Raw genomic sequence first — 26,774 nt, forward strand, 5'->3', positions numbered from 1 at the left:
TTATGCTTTATTATACATATGAAGAATTTGCAAAAGATGTACCCGCTATGGCAAGAAAGATCAGAAACGAGTTTGATCCAGAGGTGATTTTAGCTATAGCAAGAGGCGGTATGACGCTGGGACACTCACTTTCTGTTGCTTTAGAAAATAGAAATTTATTTGCCTTAAATTCGGTGCATTATGATGGTAAGACGAAATTAGATACCATTGAAATTTTTAATATCCCTGATTTAAGTAAATTTAAAAGAGTTTTGATATCTGAAGATATTATAGATAGTGGTGAAAGTATGGTAGCTGTAAAAAAGAGACTACTTGAAATTTATCCACATTTAGAGATAAAAATAGCAACAATTTACTATAAATCAAAAGCACTTTTGCTTCCAGATTTTACGGTCAAAGAAGCAAACGAATGGGTCGAGTTTTTTTGGGATATAAAAATTTAATACTAAAATGACTAAACAAATTGATAAAACCCCATTTTACATACTTTTTTTTATATGTTTTTTGGATCTGTTTATTTTGTTTTATTGTGTTTCAAATTTGAGTATTAGTTACGATGAGGCAAGAATTTTTTATGTAGAAAATTCTTTATTGTCGCATATTGTGAGATTTAGTTGTCAAATTTTTGGACAAAATGATTATGCTTTAAGACTCCCGTTTTTAATTTTTCATTTTTTATCACTGATATTGTTTTATAAAATTTCAAAACATATACTAAAGAGAAAAAATGATAGATATATTTGCGTGATTTTATTTATATTTTTGCCTGGAATTTTAGCTAGTGCTATTTTGGTAAATGAAGCTGGATTAGTTCTTTTACTAACAATTTTTATGATATATTTATATCAAAATAATTTTTTAAAATCTTTTTATATTTCAATGTTTATTTGTGCGTTTTTATCAAATTCATTTATGCTTTTTTATGTATGTGTTTTGATGTTTGGTATCTACATAAAACATAGAAGAATTTCATTTTTAGCACTTTTTTGTTTTATAGTTTCTATATCTTTTTTTGGCTTTGAAATAGATGGAAAACCAAAAGGATATTTACTAGATACGATAGGAATTTTTGCTGCAGTTTTTTCGCCTTTTTTGTTTTTGTATTTTATATATACGATTTATAGAATAGCTATAAAAGAAGAAGATAAAAACATAGTTTGGTTTGTAAGTGCCGGTTCTTTTGTGATTTGTGCTTTGTTTTCTATAAGACAAAAACTTTATTTAGAAGATTTTTTGCCATTTAGTATTATTGCACTCCCGCTTATGGTAAGAGTTTTTTTTAATTCATACAGAGCAAGACTTCCTAAATTTAGAATGAAATACAAAGTTGCTACGACTTTTGCTCTTTTTTCTTTACTTTTTTTTAGCATGCTTATAGTTTTAAATCCTATTTTATATACAATAAGCTTTAAAGATAATCCTCAAAAACACTTTGCTTATAATTATCATATAGCAAAAGAACTATCAATTTTTCTTAAACAAAATAACTTTAATAATTTATATATTAAAGATAAAAAAATGGCATTAAGACTTAAATTTTATGGTATAAATAATGATAAAAAATCCATTATTTTTCTCGAAGAGCAAAAATATACTTCTAAAAACGATGAGATTGTTTCTAAATTTAAACTATATAAAGTAAATACTTTGATATCGCAGTATAATGTTATTAAAGAAAAATAATGCTATAATTTTAAAAAATAAATTTGGATATGATATGAAAAAAGCTTTTTCTTTGATTGAACTTGTAATGGTTGTAGTCATAGTTGGTATAATTGCAATTGTTGCAGTACCTAGATTTCAAAGAGATAATCTGCAAGAAGCAGCCGATCAAATTCTTTCACATATTCGCTATACACAACAACTTGCAATGCTAGATAATAAATTTGATCCAAATGATGAGACTTGGTATAAAGCAAGATGGCAGATATTTTTTGCCAAAACAAAAGAAACTGGAGATGAATACTCTTATACAGTTTTTTCGGATTATATAGACAAAAAAAGCGGATTTCCAAATTTAGAAGAGATTGCACAAGATTTTGCAAATCCTAAAAAATTGCTTACTGGAGGATATAGTGGTGCAATTGAATTTTACGACGAAAGAGTAAGTAAAAATTTAAGAATTGGTAAATTTTTTGATATAAAAGATATAAAATTTAAAAGATTAAATGGTGCTACTAGAATAGTTTTTGATGAAATAGGAAGACCATATAGTGCAGTTCAAAATTCTATAAATTCTACTGATAAAATATTAAAAGAGCCTTGCATTATTACATTAATTGATAATAGTGGTAAAAATAAATCAATTACTGTGTGTAATGAAACGGGTTACGCTTTTATTTTACCACCAGATGTAGATATAGGAGATGTGGAGAAGTATTCTGATAAAATTTGCAATGATAAAAAATAAATTTTAATTTTCCCCATAACTTTCACATCTTTTCAGCTCACTTTAAGCAATATTTCTATACAATTCAATTTCCGCTTCGCAGAAAAACCTTTTAAAAAGATCTTTTTTGTTGTTAAGTGTGTTTTTTAAATTAATATTGTTAAACATTTTTAGTCAATCTTTGAAATCTAAACAAGTGATCGATTGAGCCATCTATTTTTAGGCTTTCTTTGGAAAGTAAAAAGTAGTAAAAAATATAATTATTAATAATAAAGATTAAAATATCAAATTATTAAAAAATAAAAAGTTTTTAGATTAAAACTTCATATAAAAGCGTGATTAAATTTCTTTAAGTTATTTAGAAATTTATACAAACACCTTAGATTTATCATTATATGAAAAACTAAGTTTTTCGTAAATGTATGTAACTTTAGGTGGGTGTAAGAGAGTAAAACTCCTACACGCAGAACGGACTTTGTTCGTTTAAGTAATAAATATGGAGAGTTTGATCCTGGCTCAGAGTGAACGCTGGCGGCGTGCCTAATACATGCAAGTCGAACGATGAAGTCCTAGCTTGCTAGGATGGATTAGTGGCGCACGGGTGAGTAATGTATAGCTAATCTGCCCCATAGAGAGGAACAACACTTAGAAATGAGTGCTAATACCTCATACTCCAATTATACATAAGTTTAATTGGGAAAAGTAGCTCTTAATAATATATATCAAAGATAATTTATAAATAAAAAATCATAAATATAACAATGAGTTTTTTTAAAGCTTTATATTAATAAAGCAAAAAAAGCAAAGTAGTTAGATTTATTTAGTTTTTAAATATTTTTAAACATAAACAAATTTAATCATAATAATTAAATTTAAATTATCACTAAATTTCTAAACCATCATTTAGAAATATCTTAATATATATTATTAAGAGCTTTCGCTATGGGATGAGGCTATATTGTATCAGCTAGTTGGTAAGGTAATGGCTTACCAAGGCTATGACGCATAACTGGTCTGAGAGGATGATCAGTCACACTGGAACTGAGACACGGTCCAGACTCCTACGGGAGGCAGCAGTAGGGAATATTGCTCAATGGGGGAAACCCTGAAGCAGCAACGCCGCGTGGAGGATGACACTTTTCGGAGCGTAAACTCCTTTTCTTTGGGAAGAATAATGACGGTACCAAAGGAATAAGCACCGGCTAACTCCGTGCCAGCAGCCGCGGTAATACGGAGGGTGCAAGCGTTACTCGGAATCACTGGGCGTAAAGGACGCGTAGGTGGATAGATAAGTCTCTTGTGAAATCTAGTAGCTTAACTACTAAACTGCTTGGGAAACTATCTATCTAGAGTAAGGGAGAGGCAGATGGAATTCTTGGTGTAGGGGTAAAATCCGTAGATATCAAGAGGAATACTTATTGCGAAGGCGATCTGCTAGAACTTAACTGACACTAATGCGTGAAAGCGTGGGGAGCAAACAGGATTAGATACCCTGGTAGTCCACGCCCTAAACGATGTATACTGGTTGTTGCTATGCTAGTCATGGCAGTAATCCACCTAACGGATTAAGTATACCGCCTGGGGAGTACGGTCGCAAGATTAAAACTCAAAGGAATAGACGGGGACCCGCACAAGCGGTGGAGCATGTGGTTTAATTCGAAGATACGCGAAGAACCTTACCCGGACTTGATATCTAACAAATCATCTAGAGATAGAAGAGTGTCTGCTTGCAGAAATGTTAAGACAGGTGCTGCACGGCTGTCGTCAGCTCGTGTCGTGAGATGTTGGGTTAAGTCCCGCAACGAGCGCAACCCACGTGTTTAGTTGCTAACAGTTAGGCTGAGCACTCTAAACAGACTGCCTTCGTAAGGAGGAGGAAGGTGTGGACGACGTCAAGTCATCATGGCCCTTATGTCCGGGGCGACACACGTGCTACAATGGCATATACAATAAGACGCAATATCGCGAGATGGAGCAAATCTATAAAATATGTCCCAGTTCGGATTGGAGTCTGCAACTCGACTCCATGAAGCCGGAATCGCTAGTAATCGTAGATCAGCCATGCTACGGTGAATACGTTCCCGGGTCTTGTACTCACCGCCCGTCACACCATGGGAGTTGATTTCACTCGAAGCCCAAATACCAAATTGGTTATGGTCCACAGTGGAATCAGCGACTGGGGTGAAGTCGTAACAAGGTAACCGTAGGAGAACCTGCGGTTGGATCACCTCCTTTCTAGAGTACAATGAATATTTCTCACAAAATATTCATCAAAGGAAAATTTTAGATTAGTATATATAAACTAATCTACTCAATCATCCTTGTTTAGTTTTCAGAGATTGATCTTAATAAAGATATATAGTGCTAAAAAGAAATTATATAATTTAGATTTTACTTAAATAAAAAATAATTTATTTTATTGTTTAAAGCTATCTAAAACAGAATATGTGAGCTTTGCACAATAAAAAGCAAACTGCTTTGCTTTTTAATTGATTACTGTTGTGAGCAAAGCGAACCAGTAAGCATACTGCGTGCATTTGAGTTTATTTGCATAAGAAAATATATAAATATGGGGAATTAGCTCAGCTGGGAGAGCGCCTGCTTTGCACAATAAAAAGCAAACTGCTTTGCTTTTTAATTGATTACTGTTGTGAGCAAAGCGAACCAGTAAGCATACTGCGTGCATTTGAGTTTATTTGCATAAGAAAATATATAAATATGGGGAATTAGCTCAGCTGGGAGAGCGCCTGCTTTGCACGCAGGAGGTCAGCGGTTCGATCCCGCTATTCTCCACCATTTAGATAATACAGAACTGAATATGGAAAACAGATTAAAGAAAATATCCGTTATCTGCACTCAGACATCCGTATTTGGTAAGAGGGCCTATAGCTCAGCTGGTTAGAGTGCACCCCTGATAAGGGTGAGGTCATAAGTTCAAGTCTTATTAGGCCCACCATTATATCATTAATTAGTTTTTAGTGCATTGTTATAATAAAAATGTTTATAATATAATATTATTTAATCCAAAAAAACTTCTAGTATTCATTTTATTCAAATGCTAAATTTAAAATAGCTTTAAATCTTAAATTTGTTTTTATAGTTGCTTGTATTATAACGAGATACTATTTAACTGTTATTATTAAGATAAATTTAATATCTAGAGTAATCATATATAATGATGAATATTAAAAAAACTAAATTTTGTGTATTATTTAGTTTTAGCACTGTCTTATGTAAATATTTATTATTAAGACTTAATAACTTCTGTTATTATCCAATCAAAATATAAATAACAATTTATGATTTTATTTATATGTTTTATAAAATATTTTTTATACCCTGTATTGGTTTTAAAACTTATTGCTATTTTTAAAGATTTTCTTCTAAAACTACTTATAATTTTAGATATTTTAATAATACACAAATTTTAAAAAGTTATAAAGAGAAAAATAGTCTTAAGTGTGTTTTGATATAATTATAAATAAATATTTATATAAAGTGCAATTAAAATGAATAAGGAAATTTCTTTTCGTTTTACGATTATAATGATTTTTAGCTTTTTATCATTGTTTATTATTATGATAATGTTTGGCTTCCAGTATATTTTTAGTGAAAAACTTGCTAAAAATATAACTCTTGAAAAATTTGAAACAATGGTAAATCAAATTGAAGCAGGTGCTATTAATAGACATGAGACAAATATTGATTCTATTGAACAACTTGCTAAGATTATGGAATATTACAATATTAATAACGCAAAAGATACTCAAAATAATAAATATAAATTGCTTGATGTTTTTAGTGCTATTTTAAATAACAAAACTAGGTTTTATGCTATTTATATTGGCGATAAAGATAATAATTATTTTGAAGTTATCAAACTTACACCCTTTGATGATGAAAAATACAACACCACAAGTAACGAGAAGTGGGCACTTATCGAGGTTAAAGAAAACGATATTGGTTATAAGTATATTAGTTTTTATGATAAAAATTTACACAAAACTAGGGAATTAAGATTACAAGATAATTATCTTGTAAGTGCTCGTCCTTGGTTTAAAGAAGCAAATGTAAGCGTTACAAAAATATCTCCGTATGAATTTACAGCAGCTTTAATTCAAGGTGTTATGGGTATGACTTATACTAAAAAAATTAACGAAAATACTGTTTTGGCAATAGATTTACTAATAGATGATATAAAAAATTATTTAAAAGAAAGCTCTAAAGTTTTTAATACTGAGTTTTATATGTATTCATCAAACGATAAACAACTTATAATAAAATCACAAAATGCTAGTTCCAACATTGTATTAAATGATATTTTAAAAAACAAAAATGACTATCTTTATACGGATAAAAATGGTGAGACATTTATATACAAGATTTTAAATTTAAATCAAACATACATAATTTTATTAGTTAATTTAAACGAAGCAAAAAGCGAATATTCTGATAAATTTAAATATATGATTTATATAACAATTGGTGTTATTTTACTACTTTTGCCTTTTATTTTTTATATGTCAATGCTTATTTCAAAACCTATTATTGCTTTAGTTAAAAACACTATTTTAATCAAAGAGCATAAATTTAACGAAATAAAAACTATAAATTCTAGAGTAAAAGAAATTTCACAGCTTGTAAGTTCTCTTACAGATATGGCTGATTCAATTCATGATTATCAAACAAATTTAGAGAGCAAAATTCGCCAAAGAACAGAGCAATTAGAAGAGAAAAATAACGAGTTGCAAATTCTTTCGATTACTGATAGACTTACTGGGATTTTCAATCGTATTAAAATTGATGAAGTTTTAGAGCAACATATGGAAAATGCAAATGATTTTGGTGTTAACTTTGGTTTAATAATGATAGATATAGATCATTTTAAAGCTGTTAATGATACATATGGTCATAACACAGGAGATATTGTACTTAAGGAATTTGCATCTATTATTAAAAGAAATGTTCGTTCAACTGATACTTTTGGTCGTTGGGGTGGTGAAGAATTTATGATAATTTGCGTAGATGTAAATTTGGAAATTTTAACTAAAATAGCAAACAAATTTAAAAAACTTATCGAAGAACATGATTTTTCAATAATTCACAAAAAAACTGCAAGTTTTGGTGTGTCTATATACAAACAAGGCGAGAAGGTAGAACAAATGGTTGATCGTGCAGATAAAGCACTTTATAAAGCTAAAGAAAATGGCAGAAATCAAGTTGTAAATGAGAGTGAAGTTTAATTAGTATAAGTAGTAAATAGTAATGTATGTTTTAATAAATATTTAAGCTTAAATTAGTATAATTACATTTCCGTTTCGCAGAAAAAGAAAAATAAACGAAGCGATGTTATTTAACTTACTATTGTTAAAAGTCACAAACAAGTTTTAATAAAATAAAACAATTTTACAGGACCTTGTTAAAGCTTTAATTATATTGATTACAAAAAAGCAAGCTTTTAGATTTATCTGTTATCTAAATTTAAAAGTTTAAAGATTATGTCACGGTATATAAAGAGTTAAAAACTTATCTTTATATATTATTAATCTCTTTCCGTCTTAAATCATATATAATTAAACATTGTAAATAAAGTAAGATAAAAATAAAGAGAGAATTTTTTAGACATTTAAAAGTTTAAAAGGTAACTTTTTATTAATTAAATAATAAAAATATAGTTCTTATTTATAACTTTATTAGCTATAGAGTTTAAATATCAATTATTAATATTTAATTATTTAAAATATTTTTATTACTATTTATCTTTAACAAGGAAGTGATGCGAATTAGAATATAAACATAATAAACAATTCTAATAAATTCCAAAGACAATAAAATTAAATTTACTTACAATCGGTGAATTTATGTTTTTGTTGTAAATCTTTATAACTTTAGGTGGGTTGAGAGAGTGCTTGCACTCCCCACCGTAAAGACGAATTTTATTCGTCTGCGGAATTAAAAAAAGGTAAGCTACTAAGAGCAAATGGTGGATGCCTTGGCTGGTAGAGGCGATGAAGGACGTACTAGACTGCGATAAGACACGGGGAGCTGTCAAGAAGCTTTGATCCGTGTATTTCCGAATGGGGCAACCCAGTGTATAGTAATATACATTATACGGGTTACAGAGAATAGATTAAATACCAAATTTTATTATTAAATTTATTATGATTAACTTTTAAATTATTTCTTAGTCTATAAATCATAGTTTAGAAATAACTATAAAAGAGTAATAAATAGAATAGATAAAAATATTTTTTACTTCATAAAGATTAATTATAATAAACTAAAAACTAAAATTTCTGTATATAGTTATCTGTTGTCTGTAATCCGTAGGCGAACGTGGGGAATTGAAACATCTTAGTACCCACAGGAAAAGAAATCAAAAGAGATTACGCTAGTAGCGGCGAGCGAACGCGTAAGAGGGCAAACCACTAGTTTACTAGTGGGGTTGTAGGACTGCATAAAAGACTAAAACATGATAGTAAAACAATCTGGAAAGATTGAGCATAGAGGGTGATACTCCCGTATACGAAATCATCTTTTTACTTAGCAGTATCCTGAGTAGGGCGAGGCACGTGAAACCTTGTCTGAATCTGGGAAGACCACTTTCCAACCCTAAATACTACTACTAGACCGATAGTGCACAAGTACCGTGAGGGAAAGGTGAAAAGAACTGAGGTGATCAGAGTGAAATAGAACCTGAAACCATTTGCTTACAATCATTCAGAGCACGATTCTTTATGACGTGTGATGGACTGCCTTTTGCATAATGAGCCTGCGAGTTGTGGTGTCTGGCAAGGTTAAGGAAACCCGGAGCCGTAGCGAAAGCGAGTCTTAATAGGGCGTTTAGTCAGATGCTGCAGACCCGAAACGATGTGATCTATCCATGAGCAGGTTGAAACCGGTGTAAAAACCGGCGGAGGACCGAACTGGCAAGCGTTGAAAAGCTTTCGGATGACTTGTGGATAGGGGTGAAAGGCCAATCAAACATCGTGATAGCTGGTTCTCTCCGAAATATATTGAGGTATAGCGTTGTGTCGTAACTATAAGGGGTAGAGCACTGAATGGGCTAGGGCGTATACCAATGTACCAAACCCTATCAAACTCCGAATACTTATAGTGTAATCACAGCAGTCAGGCGGCGAGTGATAAAATCCGTCGTCAAGAGGGGAACAACCCAGACTACCGACTAAGGTCCCCAAATCTTATTTAAGTGGAAAACGATGTGAAGTTACTGAAACAACCAGGAGGTTGGCTTAGAAGCAGCCATCCTTTAAAGATAGCGTAATAGCTCACTGGTCTAGTGATTTTGCGCGGAAAATATAACGGGGCTAAAATAAGTACCGAAGTCGTAGATTCGGAATACAGATTACAGAATACAGATTACAGAGTTTAAAGAAATAAAACAGAGTGAATACAAATAATAAAAAACTAGATGTAACTGATTTAGAAATTTATAAATCATCTTATAATCTTATGTTAGAAATTCACAAATTAACACTATCTTATCCAAAGATAGAACAATTTGGTGGTATAGCTGATCAATTAAGAAGATCAAGTAAAAGTATAACTGCTAATATGGTAGAAGGTTATGCTAAACATAGATTCTATAAAGATGAGTTTAAAAGAATGCTAGTTTATTCAATAGGAAGTACAGATGAAACTATCTTATGGATAAGAGTTTCAAAAGATTTAGGTTACATTGATGAAAAAATATCTAATAAATTAATAAAAGAGTATAAAATCTTAGTTAGAAGATTATCTGTATTTACAAGTAGTATTAAATAATTAACTTTAAATTCCGTAATCCGTATTCTGTCATCTGTATTCCGTCTGGTAGGAGAGCGTTGCATTCAGCGTTGAAGGTGTACCGGTAAGGAGCGCTGGAGCGGATGCAAGTGAGCATGCAGGCATGAGTAGCGATAATTAATGTGAGAATCATTAACGCCGTAAACCCAAGGTTTCCTACGCGATGCTCGTCATCGTAGGGTTAGTCGGGTCCTAAGCAAAGTCCGAAAGGGGTATGCGATGGAAAATTGGTTAATATTCCAATACCTTTGATTATGTGCGATGGAAGGACGCTTAAAGCTAGTGGGGCTAACTGATGGAATAGTTAGTCTAAGGATGTAGGTTGAGTTATAGGCAAATCCGTAACTCTTTATCTGAAATCTTAAAGGCTTACAAAACTCTTCGGAGTAGCGTAAGAACCCATGATGCTATAGAGCCAAGAAAAGTTTCTAAGTTTAGTAATCAAAGCCCGTACCGTAAACCGACACAGGTGGGTGGGATGAGTATTCTAAGGCGCGTGGAAGAACTCTCTTTAAGGAACTCTGCAAAATAGCACCGTATCTTCGGTATAAGGTGTGCCTACCAGGGTGTTAAAGCCCTAGAGGTTACAACAAAGAGTCCCTCCCGACTGTTTACCAAAAACACAGCACTCTGCTAACACGTAAGTGGATGTATAGGGTGTGACGCCTGCCCGGTGCTCGAAGGTTAATTGATGGGGTTAGCATTAGCGAAGCTCTTGATCGAAGCCCGAGTAAACGGCGGCCGTAACTATAACGGTCCTAAGGTAGCGAAATTCCTTGTCGGTTAAATACCGACCTGCATGAATGGCGTAACGAGATGGGAGCTGTCTCAAAGAGGGATCCAGTGAAATTGTAGTGGAGGTGAAAATTCCTCCTACCCGCGGCAAGACGGAAAGACCCCGTGGACCTTTACTATAGCTTGACACTGCTACTTGGATAAAAATGCGCAGGATAGGTGGGAGGCTTTGATCCATAGATTTTGGTTTATGGTGAGCCATTGTTGAGATACCACTCTTTTTTATTTGGGTAGCTAACTAGCATGAGTTATCCTCATGTAGGACAATGTCTGGTGGGTAGTTTGACTGGGGCGGTCGCCTCCCAAAATGTAACGGAGGCTTACAAAGGTTAGTTCAGAACGGTTGGAAATCGTTTGTAGAGTATAAAGGCATAAACTAGCTTAACTGTGAGGCATACAAGCCGAGCAGAGACGAAAGTCGGTCTTAGTGATCCGGTGGTTCTGTGTGGAAGGGCCATCGCTCAAAGGATAAAAGGTACCCCGGGGATAACAGGCTGATCTCCCCCAAGAGCTCACATCGACGGGGAGGTTTGGCACCTCGATGTCGGCTCATCGCATCCTGGGGCTGGAGCAGGTCCCAAGGGTATGGCTGTTCGCCATTTAAAGCGGTACGCGAGCTGGGTTCAGAACGTCGTGAGACAGTTCGGTCCCTATCTGCCGTGGGCGTAAGAAGATTGAGGAGAGTTGACCCTAGTACGAGAGGACCGGGTCGAACCAACCACTGGTGTATGGGTTGTTCTGCCAAGAGCATCGCCCAGTAGCTAAGTTGGGATGTGATAAGAGCTGAAAGCATCTAAGCTCGAAGCCAACTCCAAGATGAATCTTCTTTTAAGAGCTCTTATAGACTATAAGTTTGATAGGCTGGATGTGTAAGTGATGTAAGTCATTTAGCTGACCAGTACTAATAGCTCGTTTGCTTATCTTTTATTTTTTTTGTTTGTCTTTTTTCTACTAAACTGCGTCAGACTTCATATAGTTCTGCGGTCATTACCTATATGGTAACTCCCTTGAACTCATTTGTCTTCCTTGTTTAGCGAAAAAATACCTCCAAAAATACATAATAACTATACAAATAAATAGTTAAAATTAAGCATCACTTCCTTGTTAAGGATAAAATTAATAATGATTTAGTTTAGTGTAAGAACAATTGCACGAAAGCTTGATTAGATTTTTGCATTCATTACCTTTAAGGTAACTCACTTAAAACTAATCAAACTTTTTACAAGCCTTACATCTAATCACAAATCAAGTTTGCTAGAAAGATATAAAAGTGAAATATCTTTAATCCTTAATAAGTAAAAAGTTTTATAATTAAAACTTAGACTTTTAACAATTTATCTAACAGTGTTTAATAAGAATACTTTTATAAGTTCGTGGTTTGCTTAAAATACGACTATTTTTAATTTAGATAAGGAAAGCGAATAATAAGCATACTTTTTAATCTTGACGCAGTATAAATAAAAAGAGAAAGTATTTTTATTTAACACTGCTTTGTGGCTATACAGATATGGAAACGCCTTGCCCCATCTCGAACCAAGAAGCTAAGCATATCATGGCTGATGATACTCTCCCTTACTGGGATGTGGAAAAGTAAGTCGCTGCAAAGCGTGTTAATAATTTATTCTACAAATCTTTCTTAATTTATTCACATTTATTTATATTAAAATAATTAAATAAATTTAGTATTTTTTATATAATAATTCATATTAAATTAAATATAATTTGCTTTTGTTATTGTTTGTTTCCATTTGTTAATTTTTATATAAATTTATAAAATTTTAAGTACAAAAAATGTAAAATCTGATTTATCCTAATATATTATTAATTAATCATTATATATAAGAAAGATAAAAAATATACTAAATTTAAAGGAAAATATATGAAAAAGTTACTTTTATTATTAATGCTTGTTTGTTCTTATGTATTTGGAGCTATAGATTTAAATACAGCTTCTAAAGACGAACTTATGACATTAAAAGGTGTTGGAGAATCTAAAGCAGAGGCTATCATAGAGTATAGAAAAACTAATAAATTTAATAGTGTTGAAGATATAAAAAATGTCAAAGGTATAGGTGATAAGATTTATAATGATAATAAAAATAGTATGAGTGTAAATAAAGCTAATAACAACAAAAATAAAAAAGAAGATAAGAAGGATAAATAAGTCTTTATAATGCTTTTATGATTATAAAGAGTTTATTGTAAATTTATAATTTTAAATTTTGCTAATATAATATTATATTAGAATGGGATTGTAAAGTAAATCTTATCCTTATGATGCACTACAAAATTTCCTAGAAAACTAGAAAAATGATAAGTATTACAAAAAATATAGTTAAAATTGTTTTTAATGTTATGTTTTTATTTGAAGTATTATTTGTTTTAAATTTAATTTTATCAAAAGTAAAATTTAAGAATTTGTAACAAAAGTTTTTATAATCCCCAATTTCATAGTTTATAATTACAATTATAGTTACAAGCATTGATACTACTATTCCTTCATTTTCATTCAAAGCCATGCATTCAAATAACACTATTGTGCCAGCTTCCGTGTTAAATCTGGGATTTAATATTGAATCTGATAAAAAATTTTCTTTTGGAATATTTAAAAAATCAACAATAGCTCGCTCTCCTGAGTGATAGTAGCAATTTAACTGTTCGTAAACAAATTCTTTTGCATCATCTTGTGTACAAAAAGTTTCCGTAACTTTTTTATAAATACCTTTTACAGAATCATTTTTAAAACATAAACTTAATACAAGATTTACTTTGTCGTCTGAACCATCGTACATTTTATTTTACCTTTTTAAATTATTTGATAAATTTCCATAATTTACATTATCATTTTCTACATATTTTATAAAACTATCATCGCATTTTAAAATTTTAGAAATTTCATCTATATCTATATCACAATCCATAAGTCAATCTAGCCAATTTGGAATATCATATATGTTTTTATTTTTAAATTCTTTTTCATCAAATTTGAGTAAATAATATTTTTTATATTCTTCAATTTTTAATGATAATATATTATTTTCAAAAATATTTACAAAATATTTGCCAGTTATATCTCCATAAATTTGATAAAAAAGATAATTTAGGCCATGAAGTGTTAATGGTGCCAAAGTTTCAGTAAAATTTGATTGATTATATCTTATTATTTTATCAACACCATGTGTTTTATCATTTAAATAAATTTCAAATTGCCCATTTTCCAGATTTGGATTAAATTTATAAATGAACAAATGCCTGCCTGCATTATTTTATCCACTATAGCATGTCCTTTATAATAAAAACCCATTTTATTTATCAATGTTTTTTTCTTATCTTTAAAATCTAGGTTACTAAATATTATAGCTATTTTAAATATTTCTATATATTCATCTACTGTGACTAAATTTCCTTTTTCTTTTGACAATAGCATATTATTAAATTGTTTTAAGGATTGCATTTGATTAGGAAATGTATTTATATCAAAAAATCTTCTTAATCCTTCTTCTTTATATGTTTTAATATAGTATCCATTTAATGGATCGCCATTAAAATCTACAAATTCTAAACCATAATCGTATTGTGCAAAGGGTAGTCATAAAGCTCTAATGTAAGTATATCCAAATATTTTCTATCCATATTTATATCCTTTAAATTAACATTTGATTGATAAAATTTTTGTAATTTCCAATCTTAGATTTTAATATAGCGTTTGCCGTAATTAGTGTTAATATTAATGGGGTATAAAAGTCTATTCCATCTAGTTCATCGCAAATTTTTAAAATTACATATGACGATGAACTAGAAATTGCAAACAAGTTTTTTATTTCTTCTATATTTGAAATTTCTCTTGGAATTTCTAAACCAGAATCTATAATAAACTTTTTAGATATTTTGTTTTGTGCATTATTCATTACAAAAACTGCATCTTTTGCTAGGCTTTCAAAATCAGTATGGTTAAATAAATTGTTTATGCAGCCAAGAGTATATTTTGCACATTCATATATAGCATAAATCTTAAATGGAGTAATTTCATATGGATAAGGATTTACTTGATTATGCAAAAATTCTTTAACAAATAATGGAAATTCATCCCAAATTTTAAATATAATTTCGCCACTATCCATTTTATTTTTAAAATCAAATATACTTATAATTTTTGAATTTGGAAAAACATTTCTGATTTGATTTTCTTTTATATTATCATATTTTACACTACATTTTTTGATAGCTATATTAGCAATTTCTCCCATTGTTCTTGTGCGATTTTCACCTGATTCTAAAAAAAATTGACGCTTAAATTCATAGTTTTTATCTATATTAAATATCATTTGGCAAATATATCTATAGACCGTACTTCTACTTAAGTAATCATTTGGTAAATTTGGATAATTTGATATATCTATATTAAAATCATTTTCTGATATAAATTGCATAGTTTTATAATCCTTCATCTATATGTTTGCATATTAGAGAACAAATCTCTTTTTTTCTAGTTGGAGATGAGTCTTTTTCTAAGCTTAGAGTATTACCGACAATAATTTTTAAATCATCTACTGTTAGTATCCCATTTTTAAAATTAGCTACTAATTTTTTGCAGTATTTAATAGCTAATTCATTGCCATATATATCATTAATTAATAATATTGCTATGATACAACCGATTGTTATTAAAGATAATTCTTCCTTGCTTTTTACATTGTTATTATGATTCTGATTTAAAATATATGACTCAAGGCGCTTTGTTAAGAACTTATATATAAATTTTATAAATTCGTTAGAATTATTTTTGATATTAAAACCCGATGATAGTAATCTTTTAATGTCATTAATAAATTCATCCTCTTTATTATCTAAAATATCTAATAAATTATTGTTGTTATTGGATATCTCATGCTCTTTACTAAAAATTAAAATGTATACAATAAACACTAAAACTATTATTATTCCTATAATCCACCACATTTTAAATTCCTAGTATTCTTCTAATGTTTCAATATGGCTTAAAATTGACATATAGCTATCTATTTGTTGTTTTATTTCGCTTATGTCAAAATCTAGTTTTCTAACTATATTATATTGTGTCAAATCATCATTTAAAGCTTCTAAAATTTTATATAAATTCTTGCAATCAGTTATTTGTTTGTTTAAATAAATATTATTTTCATTGATATTTATAATTTTATCAAACATGTCATTTATAGAGTTTGCTCCTAAAATTTTAAACATTTTATTATTCATAAGCTCAACAAATATTTTAGTACTATATATGTATACAACTGGATAATTCTGTAAATTACCTTTCTCTAATGTCTCTAACGCCCTATAAAATTGAGTTATTATTTCTAAATCATTTCTCATATTAAAACCTTTTATTTAAATTAATTTTTTTATTATACGAAATAAAGTCTAAATATTTTATAAATTTACGATTTTATTTCGTTGTTAATTGTTTATTGCTTAAAAGATAAATTTGCTTGAAAAAAGGTAAATTTATGAAATATACACAAAGAGACAAAGCAAGAATTTTAAGAATAACTACAAGAACGCTTCAAAGGTGGCGGATTACCAAACCTGAGCTTTATGCTATTATAGAGGCGAGTTTTATATTAAGAGAGGCCATCAAAAAAGATGAAGATGCCATGAAAGAAGTAAAAGAGATTATTAAAGATGCTTTGCCACAACAATAGCTTTGCATTAGTATATTTATTTAAATTTAATATTTTTAGTTTTTATGTCAAATTTGCCAAATAAGTTTTTTGCCAAATCCAAGCGTGTTGTCTGTAAATTTAATCCAAGTTAGGTTTATTTCATACATATCGCTTGGATAAGCTATGGCATAAGGAAATTTTTTGTAGTAAATTTGTTTATTTTCGTTAGATGTTTTTTTTATGATACCTAAAGCTTGAATTCCTTTTATTTTTCCAACTATTTTTGTATCTAGCGCTATACATATTGATACATTTTGATTTAAATTTGTTGCTTTTATGTGTGCTGTTTGTTCGTTACTAGCTATTATTATCTTATAATTTTTTTCATCATAGGCATAAAATGCACTACACAAATATGGCTTATTTTCAATTATCACGCCAAGTGTGAGTAGTTGCATTTTATGTAAAAATTTTACTATTTTTTCATCCATAATTTTTCTTTAATATTTTTTGTAAATTTATCAAATTTTGGCACTAAATTTGCTTAATAAAAACTAGCTTTTGACGATTTACATAGCAAGCAAGGAGTTCTAAATGCAAACCAATAAAATGTCAAATCTATCAATGAATAATTTTGATTTTAATTTCAAAACAAGCTCAGGGGATAATATATCTTTATCTATGTATGATAATAAGTCTATGAATCTCAAAAGCTCTAATAATGGCAATTCTCAACTCACTGAGCTTACATTAACCCATGAATATGGATATAATTTTAAGTATGAAGACAATGGTATAGATCAAAATGATATAAAAGAGATTAATGAGGCTTTAAGTAAGATTAAGCCTATTATGGAAAAGTTTTTGCAAAATGTTAAAGATGGCGAAAAATTTGGTAATTCAAGTTATACAAATTTAGCAAATGAGATTAAAAATATGCTACCAGAAATAAAAAATGAAAATCATAAAAATATGGTTAGTGATAATGTTTTAAAGCTATTTGATGAGTTGCTAAAACAAAATAAAGCTGATGAAAATATGCTAAAAAATGCAAATAAACTTTTTGAAAATTTATTACAAAGATTTGATAGTTTTAGTTTATATGTTTAAATTTATATAAATATTCATATTTAATTGTTATAATTTTATAAAAAATGGAGATTTGTATAATATGGATTACATTAAAATGCTAAAAACTATGCTTGATATGCAGCAGTGTTTAAACGACCAAACTTGTGGTATAAATTGGGAGAGCGGATATACTAAAGATGGAAAACTCATAAGTTGGAAAAGATGTATTTATATGGAGTGTGCAGAACTGATAAATAGCTTTTCTTGGAAGCATTGGAAAAATATTTCTCAAAGTGCTGATATGCAAAACGCTAGAATAGAAGTTGTTGATATTTGGCATTTTATAATGAGTTTAATGCTTGAATATTACACATCTAATAGTATTGGAAATAAAGATGTTTTAAGTGAGCATATATCAAGCGTTAGCGGATTTAGTAAATTTTGCAATGGATCTTATATTGATGGTTCACATTCTGATTATGAAATAGTAAATGATATAGAGTCTTTGATTCATAAATGTAGCGGATTTAGTTATAAACTAGAAGATATTTTAACAAATTATTTTAGAATAGCACTTAGTTGCGGTGTAAATTTAAATGTCTTATTTAAGCTTTATATAGGCAAAAATGTTTTAAATCGTTTCAGACAAGAACATGGTTATAAAGAGGGAAAATATAAAAAATATTGGAATGGCAAAGAAGACAACGAGATAATGAATGTTATATTAGACAGTGGAATTATCGAAGAGGGTGAAATTTACAACGCTCTTGAAAAAGAGTATCAAAAATCATAATGATTAAAATTTTTCAAATAAGTCTAAGAGAGTTTTTAACTAAGAAATTTATTTTACTTTCTACATTGCCGCTTATTGTTTCAGTTTTAATACTCGGTGGATTTTTGATTTTTGGCGGTATAGAATTTTTTAGTATGCTAAATGATGGGGCTAAAAGCGGAGATTTTTCTTTCATTGATGAGGCACAATATCCGCTTTTGACTTCCATTTTGGCTTTTGCTTTGACAAAATGGCTTATCATAGCCATATTTTATATGATAGGTGTTTTTTTTGTTGTTATTATTTCTGTAGTTATAGCACTTATTGTTGCTGGATTTCTCACGCCCATTGCAACAAATCATTTAAATAAAAAATACTATCATTATGATAGATTGCAAGGAATTAGTTTTTTTAAAACTTCAAAGTTAATGATGATTATACTACTTAAATTTTGCATTTTTTTACTTATCAGTATTCCATTTTTATTTATCCCTGTGATAAATGTTATTGTTGTAAATATTCCATTTTTTTATCTATATTATAAATTTATGCTACTAGATGTAGGCTCAAATTCATTAAATAAAAATGATTTTGAGATTCTATGGTTAAGAGATGGTGGAAATGAATTTAAATTATCTTGCTTGGTATTTTATATAGTTAGTTTAGTGCCGCTTTTAGGGCTTTTTTTACAACTATTTTTTGTTATTTTTCTTTCAAATTTGATATACAAAAAGCACAATTAAATATATTTAATTATAAAAATTGATTTAAATCATTTAAAAATTTGATTTTAGATATTAAAATTACGCGAAATTTATATAAAGGAATTTAAATGGTAGAAAATGGTGTAGTTATATGCAATGTTTGTGGTGTTAGAAGCGATAAAGAAAGCGATATAGTTTATATTTTGGCTACTAAAAATGGTGAAAAAGTAGATATTTGCACATCTTGTATGCCAAATGTCATACATGGATCAGGTCTTGTTGTAAAGAGCAATGATGAAATAAAACAAGAGTTTTTGTCTAATTAAATTAATATGTTTTTAGGTTATTTTAGTATAATAAAGCATATTTTATTTACAAGGAGACTTAATGAGACAGTATGAAACTTATAGATGCCCAAAATGTGGAAATGTTATAGAAATACAAGAAGTTGGTGGAGGTCCATTAACCTGTTGTGGTATAGAAATGGAACTTGTTACAAAAGACTTAACATCTGTAAATTTGATGAAAGCTTTTGCCGGAGAATCAATGGCTAGAAATAAATATGATTTGTATGGCGATATAGCAAAAGAAGCCGGATATCATGCTATAGCAAAGCATTTTTATGAAGCAGCAGAAAATGAAAAATGGCACGCTAGAGCGGAATTTAAAAAATACAATGAAATTCAAGGTTTATCACTAGATAAAATGGATAAAAATCTTATATCTGCTGCTGATGGTGAGAGATATGAGCATACAACTATGTATCCAGATTTTGCAAAAATAGCGGAAGATGAAGGTAAAAAAGATATAGCTAGACTTTTTAATGCTATTGCAAAAGTTGAAGTTGAGCATGAAAGAGAGTATTTAGAACTTAAAAAAATGCTAGAAGCTGATGGATTTTTCCAAAGTGATGAAGAAGATGTTTGGGTTTGTGAAGTTTGTGGTCATGTACATCGTGGCAAAAAAGCACCAGGAGCCTGTCCTCTTTGCAAGGCACCAAAAGAATACTTCAAAAGAGAATTTCTTGGATAGTTTTTTTGGTGCATTTGCACCAAAAAAACTCTAAATTTAAATTTATTACTACAAAACACTTTTTAACTAAATTTAATTAAAAAATTTGCTAAATTTCATTATAATTCCTTATTATACTAAGGAGTTAAAATGATTCAAACTTGTCTTTTTCCAGCAGCTGGCTATGGAACTAGATTTTTACCAGCTACAAAATCACTTCCAAAAGAAATGTTGCCTATTTTAACAAAACCACTTATACATTATGGTGTTGATGAAGCACTTGAGGCAAATATGAATAATATGGCATTTGTAACAGGAAGAGGAAAAAGAGCTTTAGAAGATTATTTTGATATTAGTTATGAGCTTGAACATCAAATAGCAGGGACAAGCAAAGAGCACCTTTTAACAGAGATTCGAAATTTAATGAGTGCTTGTTCTTTTACTTTTACTAGACAAGAAAATATGAAAGGTCTTGGAGATGCGATATATACTGGGAAAACACTCGTCAAAAGTGAGCCATTTGGTGTTATTTTAGCAGATGATTTATGTATAAATGAAAATGGCGATGGTGTGTTATCTCAGATGGTTAAAATTTACGAAAAATACCGCTGTTCTATAGTTGCAGTTATGGAAGTTGAGAAAGATGAAGTTGATAAATATGGTATTGTAGATGGTAAATTTATAGAAGATGATCTGATAATGGTTTCGAATATGGTTGAAAAACCAACACCACAAGAAGCACCAAATAATCTAGCAATAATTGGAAGATATATCCTAACGCCAGATATTTTTGATATGATAGAGCAAACAAAGCCTGGGAAAAATGGAGAAATTCAAATAACTGATGCACTTTTAAAACAGGCAAATAATGGAATGATTTTGGCGTATAAATTTAAAGGCAAGAGATTTGATTGTGGTTCTTTGAAAGGTTATGTAGAAGCTACAAACTATTTTTATGAGAACATATATGGTAAACAATAAAATTTATTTTAAATTTTCTCCCTTAGAAGATATTAATAAATTTTCAAAAAGAATGAATGATGAGTTTAATGCTGGAGATATAGGGTATTATCATCTGCCAGAACTTGGTTATGAAGCTATAAATGTGTTAAAAAAAATCGATGATAAATTTAGTAAATTTAAAACAATAGTTCTTATGGGGATAGGCGGATCTTCGCTTGGTGTGCAAACAGTTTATGAGATACTAAATTTAAAAAGTTCAAAGAAAATTATTTTTTTAGACAATTTAGATCCGTTTGAATTTTATAAAAAAACTAAAGATATAGTCTTTGATGAAACATTCTTTTTAATTTCTAGTAAGTCTGGCACTACAATTGAGCCAATATCTATTTTTAAATGTGTGGTTGAAAAATTTAATGTCAAAGACTTTAGTTACAATTTTGCTGCTATAACTGATTTAGGATCGCCTCTAGAAAATTTTGCAAAAAAACATAATATATCTGTTTTTTATATACCAAAAAATGTTGGTGGAAGATTTAGTGTGCTTAGTATGATAGGTCTTGTTCCATTGTATTTTTGTGGTTTTGATGTTATTTCTTTGCTTGATGGTGCCAAAGCTTGTAAAAAAAACTTTTTAGAAGATCAAAATGACACAATACTTCAAAAAGCATATCACTATGCTACGCATAAAAATGCAACTATAAATGTTTTGTTTAGTTACTGCGATCGATTTGATAAATTTAATGATTGGTATGTGCAGCTTTGGGCGGAATCGCTTGGTAAGAAAAAAGGATATCAACGCATAGGACTTACTCCAGTTGGTTTAGTTGGCTCTAGGGATCAGCACTCTTTTTTACAACTCATTATGGATGGAGTAAAAGATAAAACAGTAACTTTTATAAAAGTTTTAAATCATGATCAAAATATTAACATTCCAAATATTAAATTTGATTTTTTGCAAGATTGTGATTTTGTAAATTCATACTCTTTACAAGATGTATTAAATGCGCAATGTGAAGCTAGTTTAAAAGCTATAATTGCTGAAGGAGTAAGCGTTGATTTGATTGAGGTTGATAAAATAGATGAATGGCATATAGGGTATTTGCTTTATTATTTTGAACTTTTAACTTCTGCAACTGGAATTATGCTTGGAATTAATACCTACGATCAGCCAGGTGTTGAAGTTGGCAAAAGAATACTTAAAAAAATGCTTTTACCGCTTAGTTAAATAAATTTTACAAATAGCCGATTTATATAAAATACATTAAGGAGAATGGATATGAAAATAAATGATTTAAATGCTTCATATATGAGAGATGTTTCTACAAATTTAACAAATAAGTCAGAGAATAAACTTGTCGATAAACAAGAGCAAAATTCACATAAGTTAGAAAAACAAGAAGAGATGAAAAAACATTTTAGTGAGCTAAGTTCCATTGGTGCAAAAGGCATTTCAAATGCTTATTTTATGCAGTTTCAAGCACAAACTTTTAGTTTTTCAAACGGTAGTTTTTCTTTTCAAAGTTTTTCATTCGGTATAAGCAGTGATAATAGTGGTGATTTTTTAAGTTTCTTGCAAAATCCAACAAATAAAGTAAAAGGACTTTTATCTGGTATAGATTTGTCTCAAATAGGATATAATGGTAAACCAATCCACGCTTTAAGCCAAGATGAAGCAAAAGCGCTTGTTAGCGAAGATGGTTTTTTTGGAATAACTAAAACATCTGAGAGAATAGCTGATTTTGTTATAAATGGTGCAGGAAATGATTTGGAAAAATTAAAAGCAGGTAAAGATGGTATGTTAAGAGGTTTCGAGCAAGCAGAACAAATGTGGGGTGGAAAACTTCCAGATATATCACAAGAGACAATGCAAAAAGCTCTTGCAAAAATAGATGAAAAAATATCTGCTCTAGGAGGCAACACTCTTGATATTCAGGCTTAGTTTATCTGTTTTTTTAGCATTATTTATGGTTGGTTGCAGTAGCTTTTTTGGACAAAACAATCAAAAACCAGTTAAGCAGCCAATCGTTCAAAATCAGGTTCAAAAAAATCAAATTCAAACAAAAATGATTAAAGGCTATGTCAAGTCTTTGCAATTTACAGATAAAGGTTGGCTGTATAATATAATAGGTATAGATACTACAAATAATAAATTGCCAAGTGCTACTGCATATGCTAAAAAAATTTATTACAATGAAAAAGATTTAGTGTATGCTATTATAAAAGGTAATAGAATTTCTGAAATGTATTTGATAAATGCTTCAAATTCAAGACATCCTGCTGTTAAAAAAAGCAATCGTTCTTCAAAAAAAATTATTATTCCTGTGCCAGAAAGTGAGAATATATCTTTTTAGGTTGCCGTTTGTTTATCCTCAAATAGTATCATTTCAATGTGCAATAGAACAATAAATGAAGTTTAGCTAGAACTCCTTTCTTTATGGGAAGATTAAATCTTCCCAAATTTCTTTTTTTATTTCTACCAAGTTTTATATTTTATTTAATAAAAAATGTTATCCTTAACTTATTTGCAAATTTTAAGGATATATAATGAATAAAATCATATCTGGTTTTTTAGGTATGGGATCTGCGATAACCATGCTTCTTATTTATGCTGTATCTTGTGGAACAGCAACTATAATAGAAAATAATTACGATACGCCAACTGCTTGGTCGGCTGTTTATGGAGCAACTTGGTTTGCTTTATTGCAACTTTTACTTGGTGTAAATTTGCTTTATAATATTTTTAGATACAAACTTATTACACTTAAGAAATTGCCATCTTTTCTCTTTCATTTTTCATTTATAATTATTTTAATTGGCGCTGGCATTACTAGATATTTTGGCTTTGAGGGCGTTGTTCACATAAGAAATGGCGAAAGTACTGACGAGCTTTGGACTTCCGCTGTTTATTTGCAGTTGATTGCAGATGATGGAAAGAATTTATACCAAGATAATGAAGAAAAACATATATCTCTAAAAGGAGATAATGATTTTTCTATGAGCGTAGATATAAATGGCAAAAAAGCTACATATAAATATAAAGATTATATACGCAGTGCGGATTTTGTTTTTACTGATAGTAAAGATGGAAAGCCTATTATAAATTTAATAATTTCTGGAAATGGAAGTTCAAATGAACTTATTTTAGAAAATAATACTTCAAATATAATTGATGGAGTTGAATTTACATTCAACAAAGAACCAAATAGCGATAAGTTTGTTAAATTTACATTAAAAGATGATAAATGGTTTTTTACATCAAGCGATAAAGTATCTTATTTTATAATGAGCGAAAATAAAAAAGATAATTTTGAAAGCAACTCTTTAAATGAGTTTAAAGAAATGAGGCTTTATACTGTTGCCAATATAAATTTTTCTCCAAAATTTCTTTCTAAAAGCGCTTCAAAAAAGCTTGTTAGTGCAAATGATGGAAATGATGCTATGATTGGAGAGCTTGAGTTTAATGGAGAAAAACAAGATGTTCCTATATTTACAAATGGAAAGGTTTATTCTACCCATATTGGCGGTGTTGAGTTTGTTACCAAAGTTGGCTCTTTAAAACATACTATGCCATTTGTAATGCATCTAAACGCATTTAAGCTAGATAGATATCCTGGTTCAAATTCTCCTATGAGCTATTCGAGTGATATTACTATCTTCGATAAAAATGGAAATAAAATTATGGATTATTTGATTTATATGAATAATGTTTTAGATTTTAATGGGCATAGATTTTTTCAAAGTTCTTATGATATGGACGAAAGAGGAACTATACTATCTGTAAATAAAGATCCCGGTAAAATTCCTACTTATATAGGTTATTTTTTATTAGGTCTTGGCTTTTTCTTAAATTTAATAAGTCCTTATAGTAGGTTTAGAAAGCTTGCAAATTTAGTAAATTCAGAAGCTACTAAGACTCTTTCTTTAATGTTTGTTATAGTTTTGGCATTTGCAGGAGTAAATTTAAAAGCTTCTGATGTTCCAAGTATAGATAAAAATCATGCAAAAGAATTATCATCTTTGCTTGTTCAAAGTGTGGATGGTAGAATAAAACCATTTGATACTGTAGGTTATGAAGTTTTAAATAAGATTTATAGAAGCTCATCTTTTAATGGTATGAGTCCAACAGAAGTTATACTTTCTATGATGTTAAATAGTGATTATTGGCAAGAAGCTCCTTTGATTGCCATTTCAAATAAAGAATTAAAAAAACTTCTTGGTGTTGATGAAAATGCAAAATATGCAAAATTTAGTGATTTTTTTAATATGGGTAGCGATGGAAAGCTTACTTATAAGCTAACTAAAACTGTAGAATTAACAAATAGAAAAAACCCAGCATTAAGAGGAATGTTTGATAAAGATGTGATAAAGGTTGATGAAAGGGTAAATATATTATATATGGTATTTATGGGTGAAATTTTTAGAATTTTTCCAAAAATAGATGATCCAAATAATACTTGGTATTCTCCAGCGTCCGCTATTATGAGTTTTCCTAAAGAAGAATCAAATCAAGTTGCTAGTATTTTACAAAATTATTTTAGAAGTATAATAGATGCCCAATCCTCTGGTGATTGGAAGCAGGCAAATGATGCACTGAATGTATTAAAAGAATATCAATCAAAATATGGTGCAAGTATTCTTATAGATCAAAAAAAGATAGATATGGAGCTACTTTTAAATAAATACAATATATTTGATAGATTGTCACCTTTTTATCTAATTTCCGGACTTATTTTACTAGCTGTAGTTTTTATAAAAATGGTAAGACCAAAAACAAATGTTTTGTATCCTTTTAGATTTGTATATTTTTTAAATTTAGTGTTATTTTTAGCACTTACTGCCGGACTTGGCATGAGATGGTATGTTTCGCAGCACGCTCCTTGGTCAAATGCATATGAGTCACTTATATATGTAGCTTGGGCAATGGCTTTATCTGGACTTATATTTGCAAAAAGAAGCCCAGTTACCATAGCGCTTACATCTATTTTAACTGGCGTGACTTTGTTTGTAGCTCATCTTAGTTGGCTTGATCCTCAAATCACAACGCTAGTTCCTGTTTTGAACTCATATTGGTTAACTATACACGTTTCTGTAATTACTGCTAGTTACGGATTTTTAGGGCTTTGTGCTCTTCTTGGTATGTTTACATTGATTTTAATGTGTTTTCAGGGTAAAAAAGAAAATAAAGAAATATCAAGAAATATTCTTGAGGCAACGAGAATAAATGAGATGTCTATGATATTTGGTATAAGCTTATTAACTCTTGGAAACTTCCTTGGCGGCGTTTGGGCAAATGAAAGCTGGGGAAGATACTGGGGCTGGGATTCAAAAGAAACTTGGGCTTTAATATCTATAATTGTATATGCAGTTGTTTTGCATTTAAGATTTATTCCTAAGCTAAATAATCAATATGCTTTTGGTGTTGCTTCTTCTTTTGCATATTGGTCTATAATAATGACATATTTTGGAGTAAATTTTTATTTAAGCGGAATGCACTCTTATGCATCAGGAGATCCTGTGCCAGTTCCAAATTTTGTTGGCATTATAGCTACGGTTATGATTATAATTACCTTGATTGCTTCAAGAGGCATTAAATTTGCTAAAAAGCTATAAGGGATAGT

General features: G+C 29.7%; 23 protein-coding genes, 2 tRNA genes and 3 rRNA genes. 21 read left to right on the forward strand and 7 right to left on the reverse strand.

Annotated elements, in window-relative coordinates:
• The first annotated feature begins 2 nt into the window (after nt 1-2).
• The 10 genes from CSPB_RS02935 (at nt 3) to CSPB_RS02980 (ending at nt 13,154) form a co-directional block, all read left to right on the forward strand.
• Nucleotides 3-443, forward strand: a complete 441-nt coding sequence (locus CSPB_RS02935) for a phosphoribosyltransferase (RefSeq protein WP_033916239.1) — start codon at nt 3-5, stop codon at nt 441-443.
• Nucleotides 444-519: 76 nt separating this feature from the next.
• The gene (locus CSPB_RS02940; RefSeq protein WP_161492179.1) at nt 520-1,683 is read left to right on the forward strand and encodes a glycosyltransferase family protein; all 1,164 of its coding nucleotides are present in this window, start codon (nt 520-522) and stop codon (nt 1,681-1,683) included.
• Nucleotides 1,684-1,717: 34 nt separating this feature from the next.
• On the forward strand, nt 1,718-2,410 hold the full coding sequence (locus CSPB_RS02945) for a prepilin-type N-terminal cleavage/methylation domain-containing protein (RefSeq protein WP_161492180.1): 693 nt from the start codon (nt 1,718-1,720) through the stop codon (nt 2,408-2,410).
• A gap of 472 nt (nt 2,411-2,882) precedes the next feature.
• Nucleotides 2,883-4,624, forward strand: a 16S ribosomal RNA gene (locus CSPB_RS02950).
• 485 nt (nt 4,625-5,109) lie between these two features.
• Nucleotides 5,110-5,185 (forward strand) — tRNA-Ala (locus CSPB_RS02955).
• An 83-nt stretch (nt 5,186-5,268) separates the two neighbouring features.
• Nucleotides 5,269-5,345: transfer RNA gene (locus tag CSPB_RS02960), tRNA-Ile, on the forward strand.
• A 553-nt stretch (nt 5,346-5,898) separates the two neighbouring features.
• Complete coding sequence (locus tag CSPB_RS02965; protein WP_089193084.1) at nt 5,899-7,632, forward strand: GGDEF domain-containing protein; 1,734 nt, start codon at nt 5,899-5,901, stop codon at nt 7,630-7,632.
• Nucleotides 7,633-8,349: 717 nt separating this feature from the next.
• Nucleotides 8,350-11,915: ribosomal RNA gene (locus CSPB_RS02970) — 23S ribosomal RNA — on the forward strand.
• A gap of 564 nt (nt 11,916-12,479) precedes the next feature.
• Nucleotides 12,480-12,597, forward strand: a 5S ribosomal RNA gene (gene rrf, locus CSPB_RS02975).
• A 272-nt stretch (nt 12,598-12,869) separates the two neighbouring features.
• On the forward strand, nt 12,870-13,154 hold the full coding sequence (locus CSPB_RS02980; RefSeq protein WP_089193085.1) for a ComEA family DNA-binding protein: 285 nt from the start codon (nt 12,870-12,872) through the stop codon (nt 13,152-13,154).
• A 130-nt stretch (nt 13,155-13,284) separates the two neighbouring features.
• Here the strand turns inward: CSPB_RS02980 and CSPB_RS02985 are convergent, their stop codons facing one another.
• The 6 genes from CSPB_RS02985 to CSPB_RS03010 form a co-directional block, all read right to left on the reverse strand.
• Nucleotides 13,285-13,782 (reverse strand): hypothetical protein, encoded by a 498-nt coding sequence (locus CSPB_RS02985; protein ID WP_089193086.1) that lies wholly within the window; start codon nt 13,780-13,782, stop codon nt 13,285-13,287.
• Nucleotides 13,783-13,788: 6 nt separating this feature from the next.
• Nucleotides 13,789-13,911, reverse strand: coding sequence for a hypothetical protein (locus CSPB_RS08915; protein ID WP_256363470.1), 123 nt, complete (start codon nt 13,909-13,911; stop codon nt 13,789-13,791).
• 3 nt (nt 13,912-13,914) lie between these two features.
• On the reverse strand, nt 13,915-14,238 hold the full coding sequence (locus tag CSPB_RS02990; RefSeq protein ID WP_089193087.1) for a hypothetical protein: 324 nt from the start codon (nt 14,236-14,238) through the stop codon (nt 13,915-13,917).
• Between the two features lie 396 nt (nt 14,239-14,634).
• Nucleotides 14,635-15,420 carry a hypothetical protein gene (locus tag CSPB_RS03000; RefSeq protein ID WP_151899135.1) on the reverse strand — a complete coding sequence of 262 codons (786 nt, stop codon included), beginning with the start codon at nt 15,418-15,420 and terminating at the stop codon, nt 14,635-14,637.
• Nucleotides 15,421-15,424: 4 nt separating this feature from the next.
• Nucleotides 15,425-15,949: a hypothetical protein gene (locus CSPB_RS03005; RefSeq protein WP_089193090.1), complete on the reverse strand. Its 525-nt coding sequence runs from the start codon at nt 15,947-15,949 to the stop codon at nt 15,425-15,427.
• 9 nt (nt 15,950-15,958) lie between these two features.
• Nucleotides 15,959-16,345, reverse strand: a complete 387-nt coding sequence (locus tag CSPB_RS03010; RefSeq protein ID WP_089193091.1) for a hypothetical protein — start codon at nt 16,343-16,345, stop codon at nt 15,959-15,961.
• 134 nt (nt 16,346-16,479) lie between these two features.
• Here CSPB_RS03010 and CSPB_RS03015 point away from each other — a divergent pair, with 134 nt between their 5' ends.
• Nucleotides 16,480-16,674, forward strand: a complete 195-nt coding sequence (locus CSPB_RS03015) for a hypothetical protein (protein WP_033915602.1) — start codon at nt 16,480-16,482, stop codon at nt 16,672-16,674.
• A 47-nt stretch (nt 16,675-16,721) separates the two neighbouring features.
• Here CSPB_RS03015 and CSPB_RS03020 read toward each other — a convergent pair whose 3' ends face one another.
• Entirely contained in the window at nt 16,722-17,126 is a 405-nt protein-coding gene (locus CSPB_RS03020) for a hypothetical protein (RefSeq protein ID WP_089193092.1), read from the reverse strand.
• A 103-nt stretch (nt 17,127-17,229) separates the two neighbouring features.
• Here CSPB_RS03020 and CSPB_RS03025 point away from each other — a divergent pair, with 103 nt between their 5' ends.
• The 10 genes from CSPB_RS03025 to CSPB_RS03070 all read left to right on the forward strand — a co-directional run bounded on the left by CSPB_RS03025 (nt 17,230) and on the right by CSPB_RS03070 (nt 26,766).
• Nucleotides 17,230-17,745: an ATP/GTP-binding protein gene (locus CSPB_RS03025; protein WP_089193093.1), complete on the forward strand. Its 516-nt coding sequence runs from the start codon at nt 17,230-17,232 to the stop codon at nt 17,743-17,745.
• 61 nt (nt 17,746-17,806) lie between these two features.
• Entirely contained in the window at nt 17,807-18,499 is a 693-nt protein-coding gene (gene dut / locus CSPB_RS03030) for a dUTPase (protein WP_089193094.1), read from the forward strand.
• A complete protein-coding gene (locus tag CSPB_RS03035; protein ID WP_033915598.1) occupies nt 18,499-19,221 on the forward strand; it encodes an EI24 domain-containing protein in 723 nt (240 codons plus the stop codon). Before dut ends, CSPB_RS03035 begins: the two co-directional genes overlap by 1 nt.
• Before the next feature lie 89 nt (nt 19,222-19,310).
• The gene (locus CSPB_RS03040) at nt 19,311-19,508 is read left to right on the forward strand and encodes a hypothetical protein (protein ID WP_033915597.1); all 198 of its coding nucleotides are present in this window, start codon (nt 19,311-19,313) and stop codon (nt 19,506-19,508) included.
• 61 nt (nt 19,509-19,569) lie between these two features.
• Nucleotides 19,570-20,214, forward strand: a complete 645-nt coding sequence (locus CSPB_RS03045) for a ferritin family protein (protein WP_089193095.1) — start codon at nt 19,570-19,572, stop codon at nt 20,212-20,214.
• 129 nt (nt 20,215-20,343) lie between these two features.
• A complete protein-coding gene (galU, locus tag CSPB_RS03050; RefSeq protein ID WP_089193096.1) occupies nt 20,344-21,174 on the forward strand; it encodes a UTP--glucose-1-phosphate uridylyltransferase GalU in 831 nt (276 codons plus the stop codon).
• Nucleotides 21,161-22,381, forward strand: a complete 1,221-nt coding sequence (locus CSPB_RS03055) for a glucose-6-phosphate isomerase (protein WP_089193910.1) — start codon at nt 21,161-21,163, stop codon at nt 22,379-22,381. The genes galU and CSPB_RS03055 overlap by 14 nt, the downstream gene beginning before the upstream one ends.
• A 51-nt stretch (nt 22,382-22,432) precedes the next feature.
• Nucleotides 22,433-23,095: a hypothetical protein gene (locus tag CSPB_RS03060; protein ID WP_089193097.1), complete on the forward strand. Its 663-nt coding sequence runs from the start codon at nt 22,433-22,435 to the stop codon at nt 23,093-23,095.
• Between the two features lie 25 nt (nt 23,096-23,120).
• Nucleotides 23,121-23,507 (forward strand): hypothetical protein, encoded by a 387-nt coding sequence (locus CSPB_RS03065; RefSeq protein ID WP_151899136.1) that lies wholly within the window; start codon nt 23,121-23,123, stop codon nt 23,505-23,507.
• Nucleotides 23,508-23,700: 193 nt separating this feature from the next.
• On the forward strand, nt 23,701-26,766 hold the full coding sequence (locus CSPB_RS03070) for a cytochrome c biogenesis protein (RefSeq protein WP_089193099.1): 3,066 nt from the start codon (nt 23,701-23,703) through the stop codon (nt 26,764-26,766).
• Nucleotides 26,767-26,774: the final 8 nt, after the last annotated feature.

Source organism: Campylobacter sputorum (genome assembly GCF_002220775.1).
Classification (GTDB): domain Bacteria; phylum Campylobacterota; class Campylobacteria; order Campylobacterales; family Campylobacteraceae; genus Campylobacter_F; species Campylobacter_F bovis.

Excerpts from the sequence above, each read along its gene's own strand:
- dut (WP_089193094.1), top strand. The coding sequence starts at position 17,807 with ATGGATTACATTAAAATGCTAAAAACTATGCTTGATATGCAGCAGTGT.
- galU (WP_089193096.1), top strand. The coding sequence starts at position 20,344 with ATGATTCAAACTTGTCTTTTTCCAGCAGCTGGCTATGGAACTAGATTT.
- CSPB_RS03000 (WP_151899135.1), bottom strand. The coding sequence starts at position 15,420 with ATGCAATTTATATCAGAAAATGATTTTAATATAGATATATCAAATTAT.
- CSPB_RS02945 (WP_161492180.1), top strand. The coding sequence starts at position 1,718 with ATGAAAAAAGCTTTTTCTTTGATTGAACTTGTAATGGTTGTAGTCATA.
- CSPB_RS03070 (WP_089193099.1), top strand. The coding sequence starts at position 23,701 with ATGAATAAAATCATATCTGGTTTTTTAGGTATGGGATCTGCGATAACC.
- CSPB_RS03035 (WP_033915598.1), top strand. The coding sequence starts at position 18,499 with ATGATTAAAATTTTTCAAATAAGTCTAAGAGAGTTTTTAACTAAGAAA.
- CSPB_RS08915 (WP_256363470.1), bottom strand. The coding sequence starts at position 13,911 with ATGGATTGTGATATAGATATAGATGAAATTTCTAAAATTTTAAAATGC.
- CSPB_RS03025 (WP_089193093.1), top strand. The coding sequence starts at position 17,230 with ATGCAAACCAATAAAATGTCAAATCTATCAATGAATAATTTTGATTTT.
- CSPB_RS02980 (WP_089193085.1), top strand. The coding sequence starts at position 12,870 with ATGAAAAAGTTACTTTTATTATTAATGCTTGTTTGTTCTTATGTATTT.
- CSPB_RS03020 (WP_089193092.1), bottom strand. The coding sequence starts at position 17,126 with ATGGATGAAAAAATAGTAAAATTTTTACATAAAATGCAACTACTCACA.
- CSPB_RS03010 (WP_089193091.1), bottom strand. The coding sequence starts at position 16,345 with ATGAGAAATGATTTAGAAATAATAACTCAATTTTATAGGGCGTTAGAG.
- CSPB_RS02985 (WP_089193086.1), bottom strand. The coding sequence starts at position 13,782 with ATGTACGATGGTTCAGACGACAAAGTAAATCTTGTATTAAGTTTATGT.
- CSPB_RS03040 (WP_033915597.1), top strand. The coding sequence starts at position 19,311 with ATGGTAGAAAATGGTGTAGTTATATGCAATGTTTGTGGTGTTAGAAGC.
- CSPB_RS03015 (WP_033915602.1), top strand. The coding sequence starts at position 16,480 with ATGAAATATACACAAAGAGACAAAGCAAGAATTTTAAGAATAACTACA.
- CSPB_RS03055 (WP_089193910.1), top strand. The coding sequence starts at position 21,161 with ATGGTAAACAATAAAATTTATTTTAAATTTTCTCCCTTAGAAGATATT.
- CSPB_RS03045 (WP_089193095.1), top strand. The coding sequence starts at position 19,570 with ATGAGACAGTATGAAACTTATAGATGCCCAAAATGTGGAAATGTTATA.
- CSPB_RS02935 (WP_033916239.1), top strand. The coding sequence starts at position 3 with ATGCTTTATTATACATATGAAGAATTTGCAAAAGATGTACCCGCTATG.
- CSPB_RS03060 (WP_089193097.1), top strand. The coding sequence starts at position 22,433 with ATGAAAATAAATGATTTAAATGCTTCATATATGAGAGATGTTTCTACA.
- CSPB_RS03005 (WP_089193090.1), bottom strand. The coding sequence starts at position 15,949 with ATGTGGTGGATTATAGGAATAATAATAGTTTTAGTGTTTATTGTATAC.
- CSPB_RS03065 (WP_151899136.1), top strand. The coding sequence starts at position 23,121 with ATGGTTGGTTGCAGTAGCTTTTTTGGACAAAACAATCAAAAACCAGTT.
- CSPB_RS02965 (WP_089193084.1), top strand. The coding sequence starts at position 5,899 with ATGAATAAGGAAATTTCTTTTCGTTTTACGATTATAATGATTTTTAGC.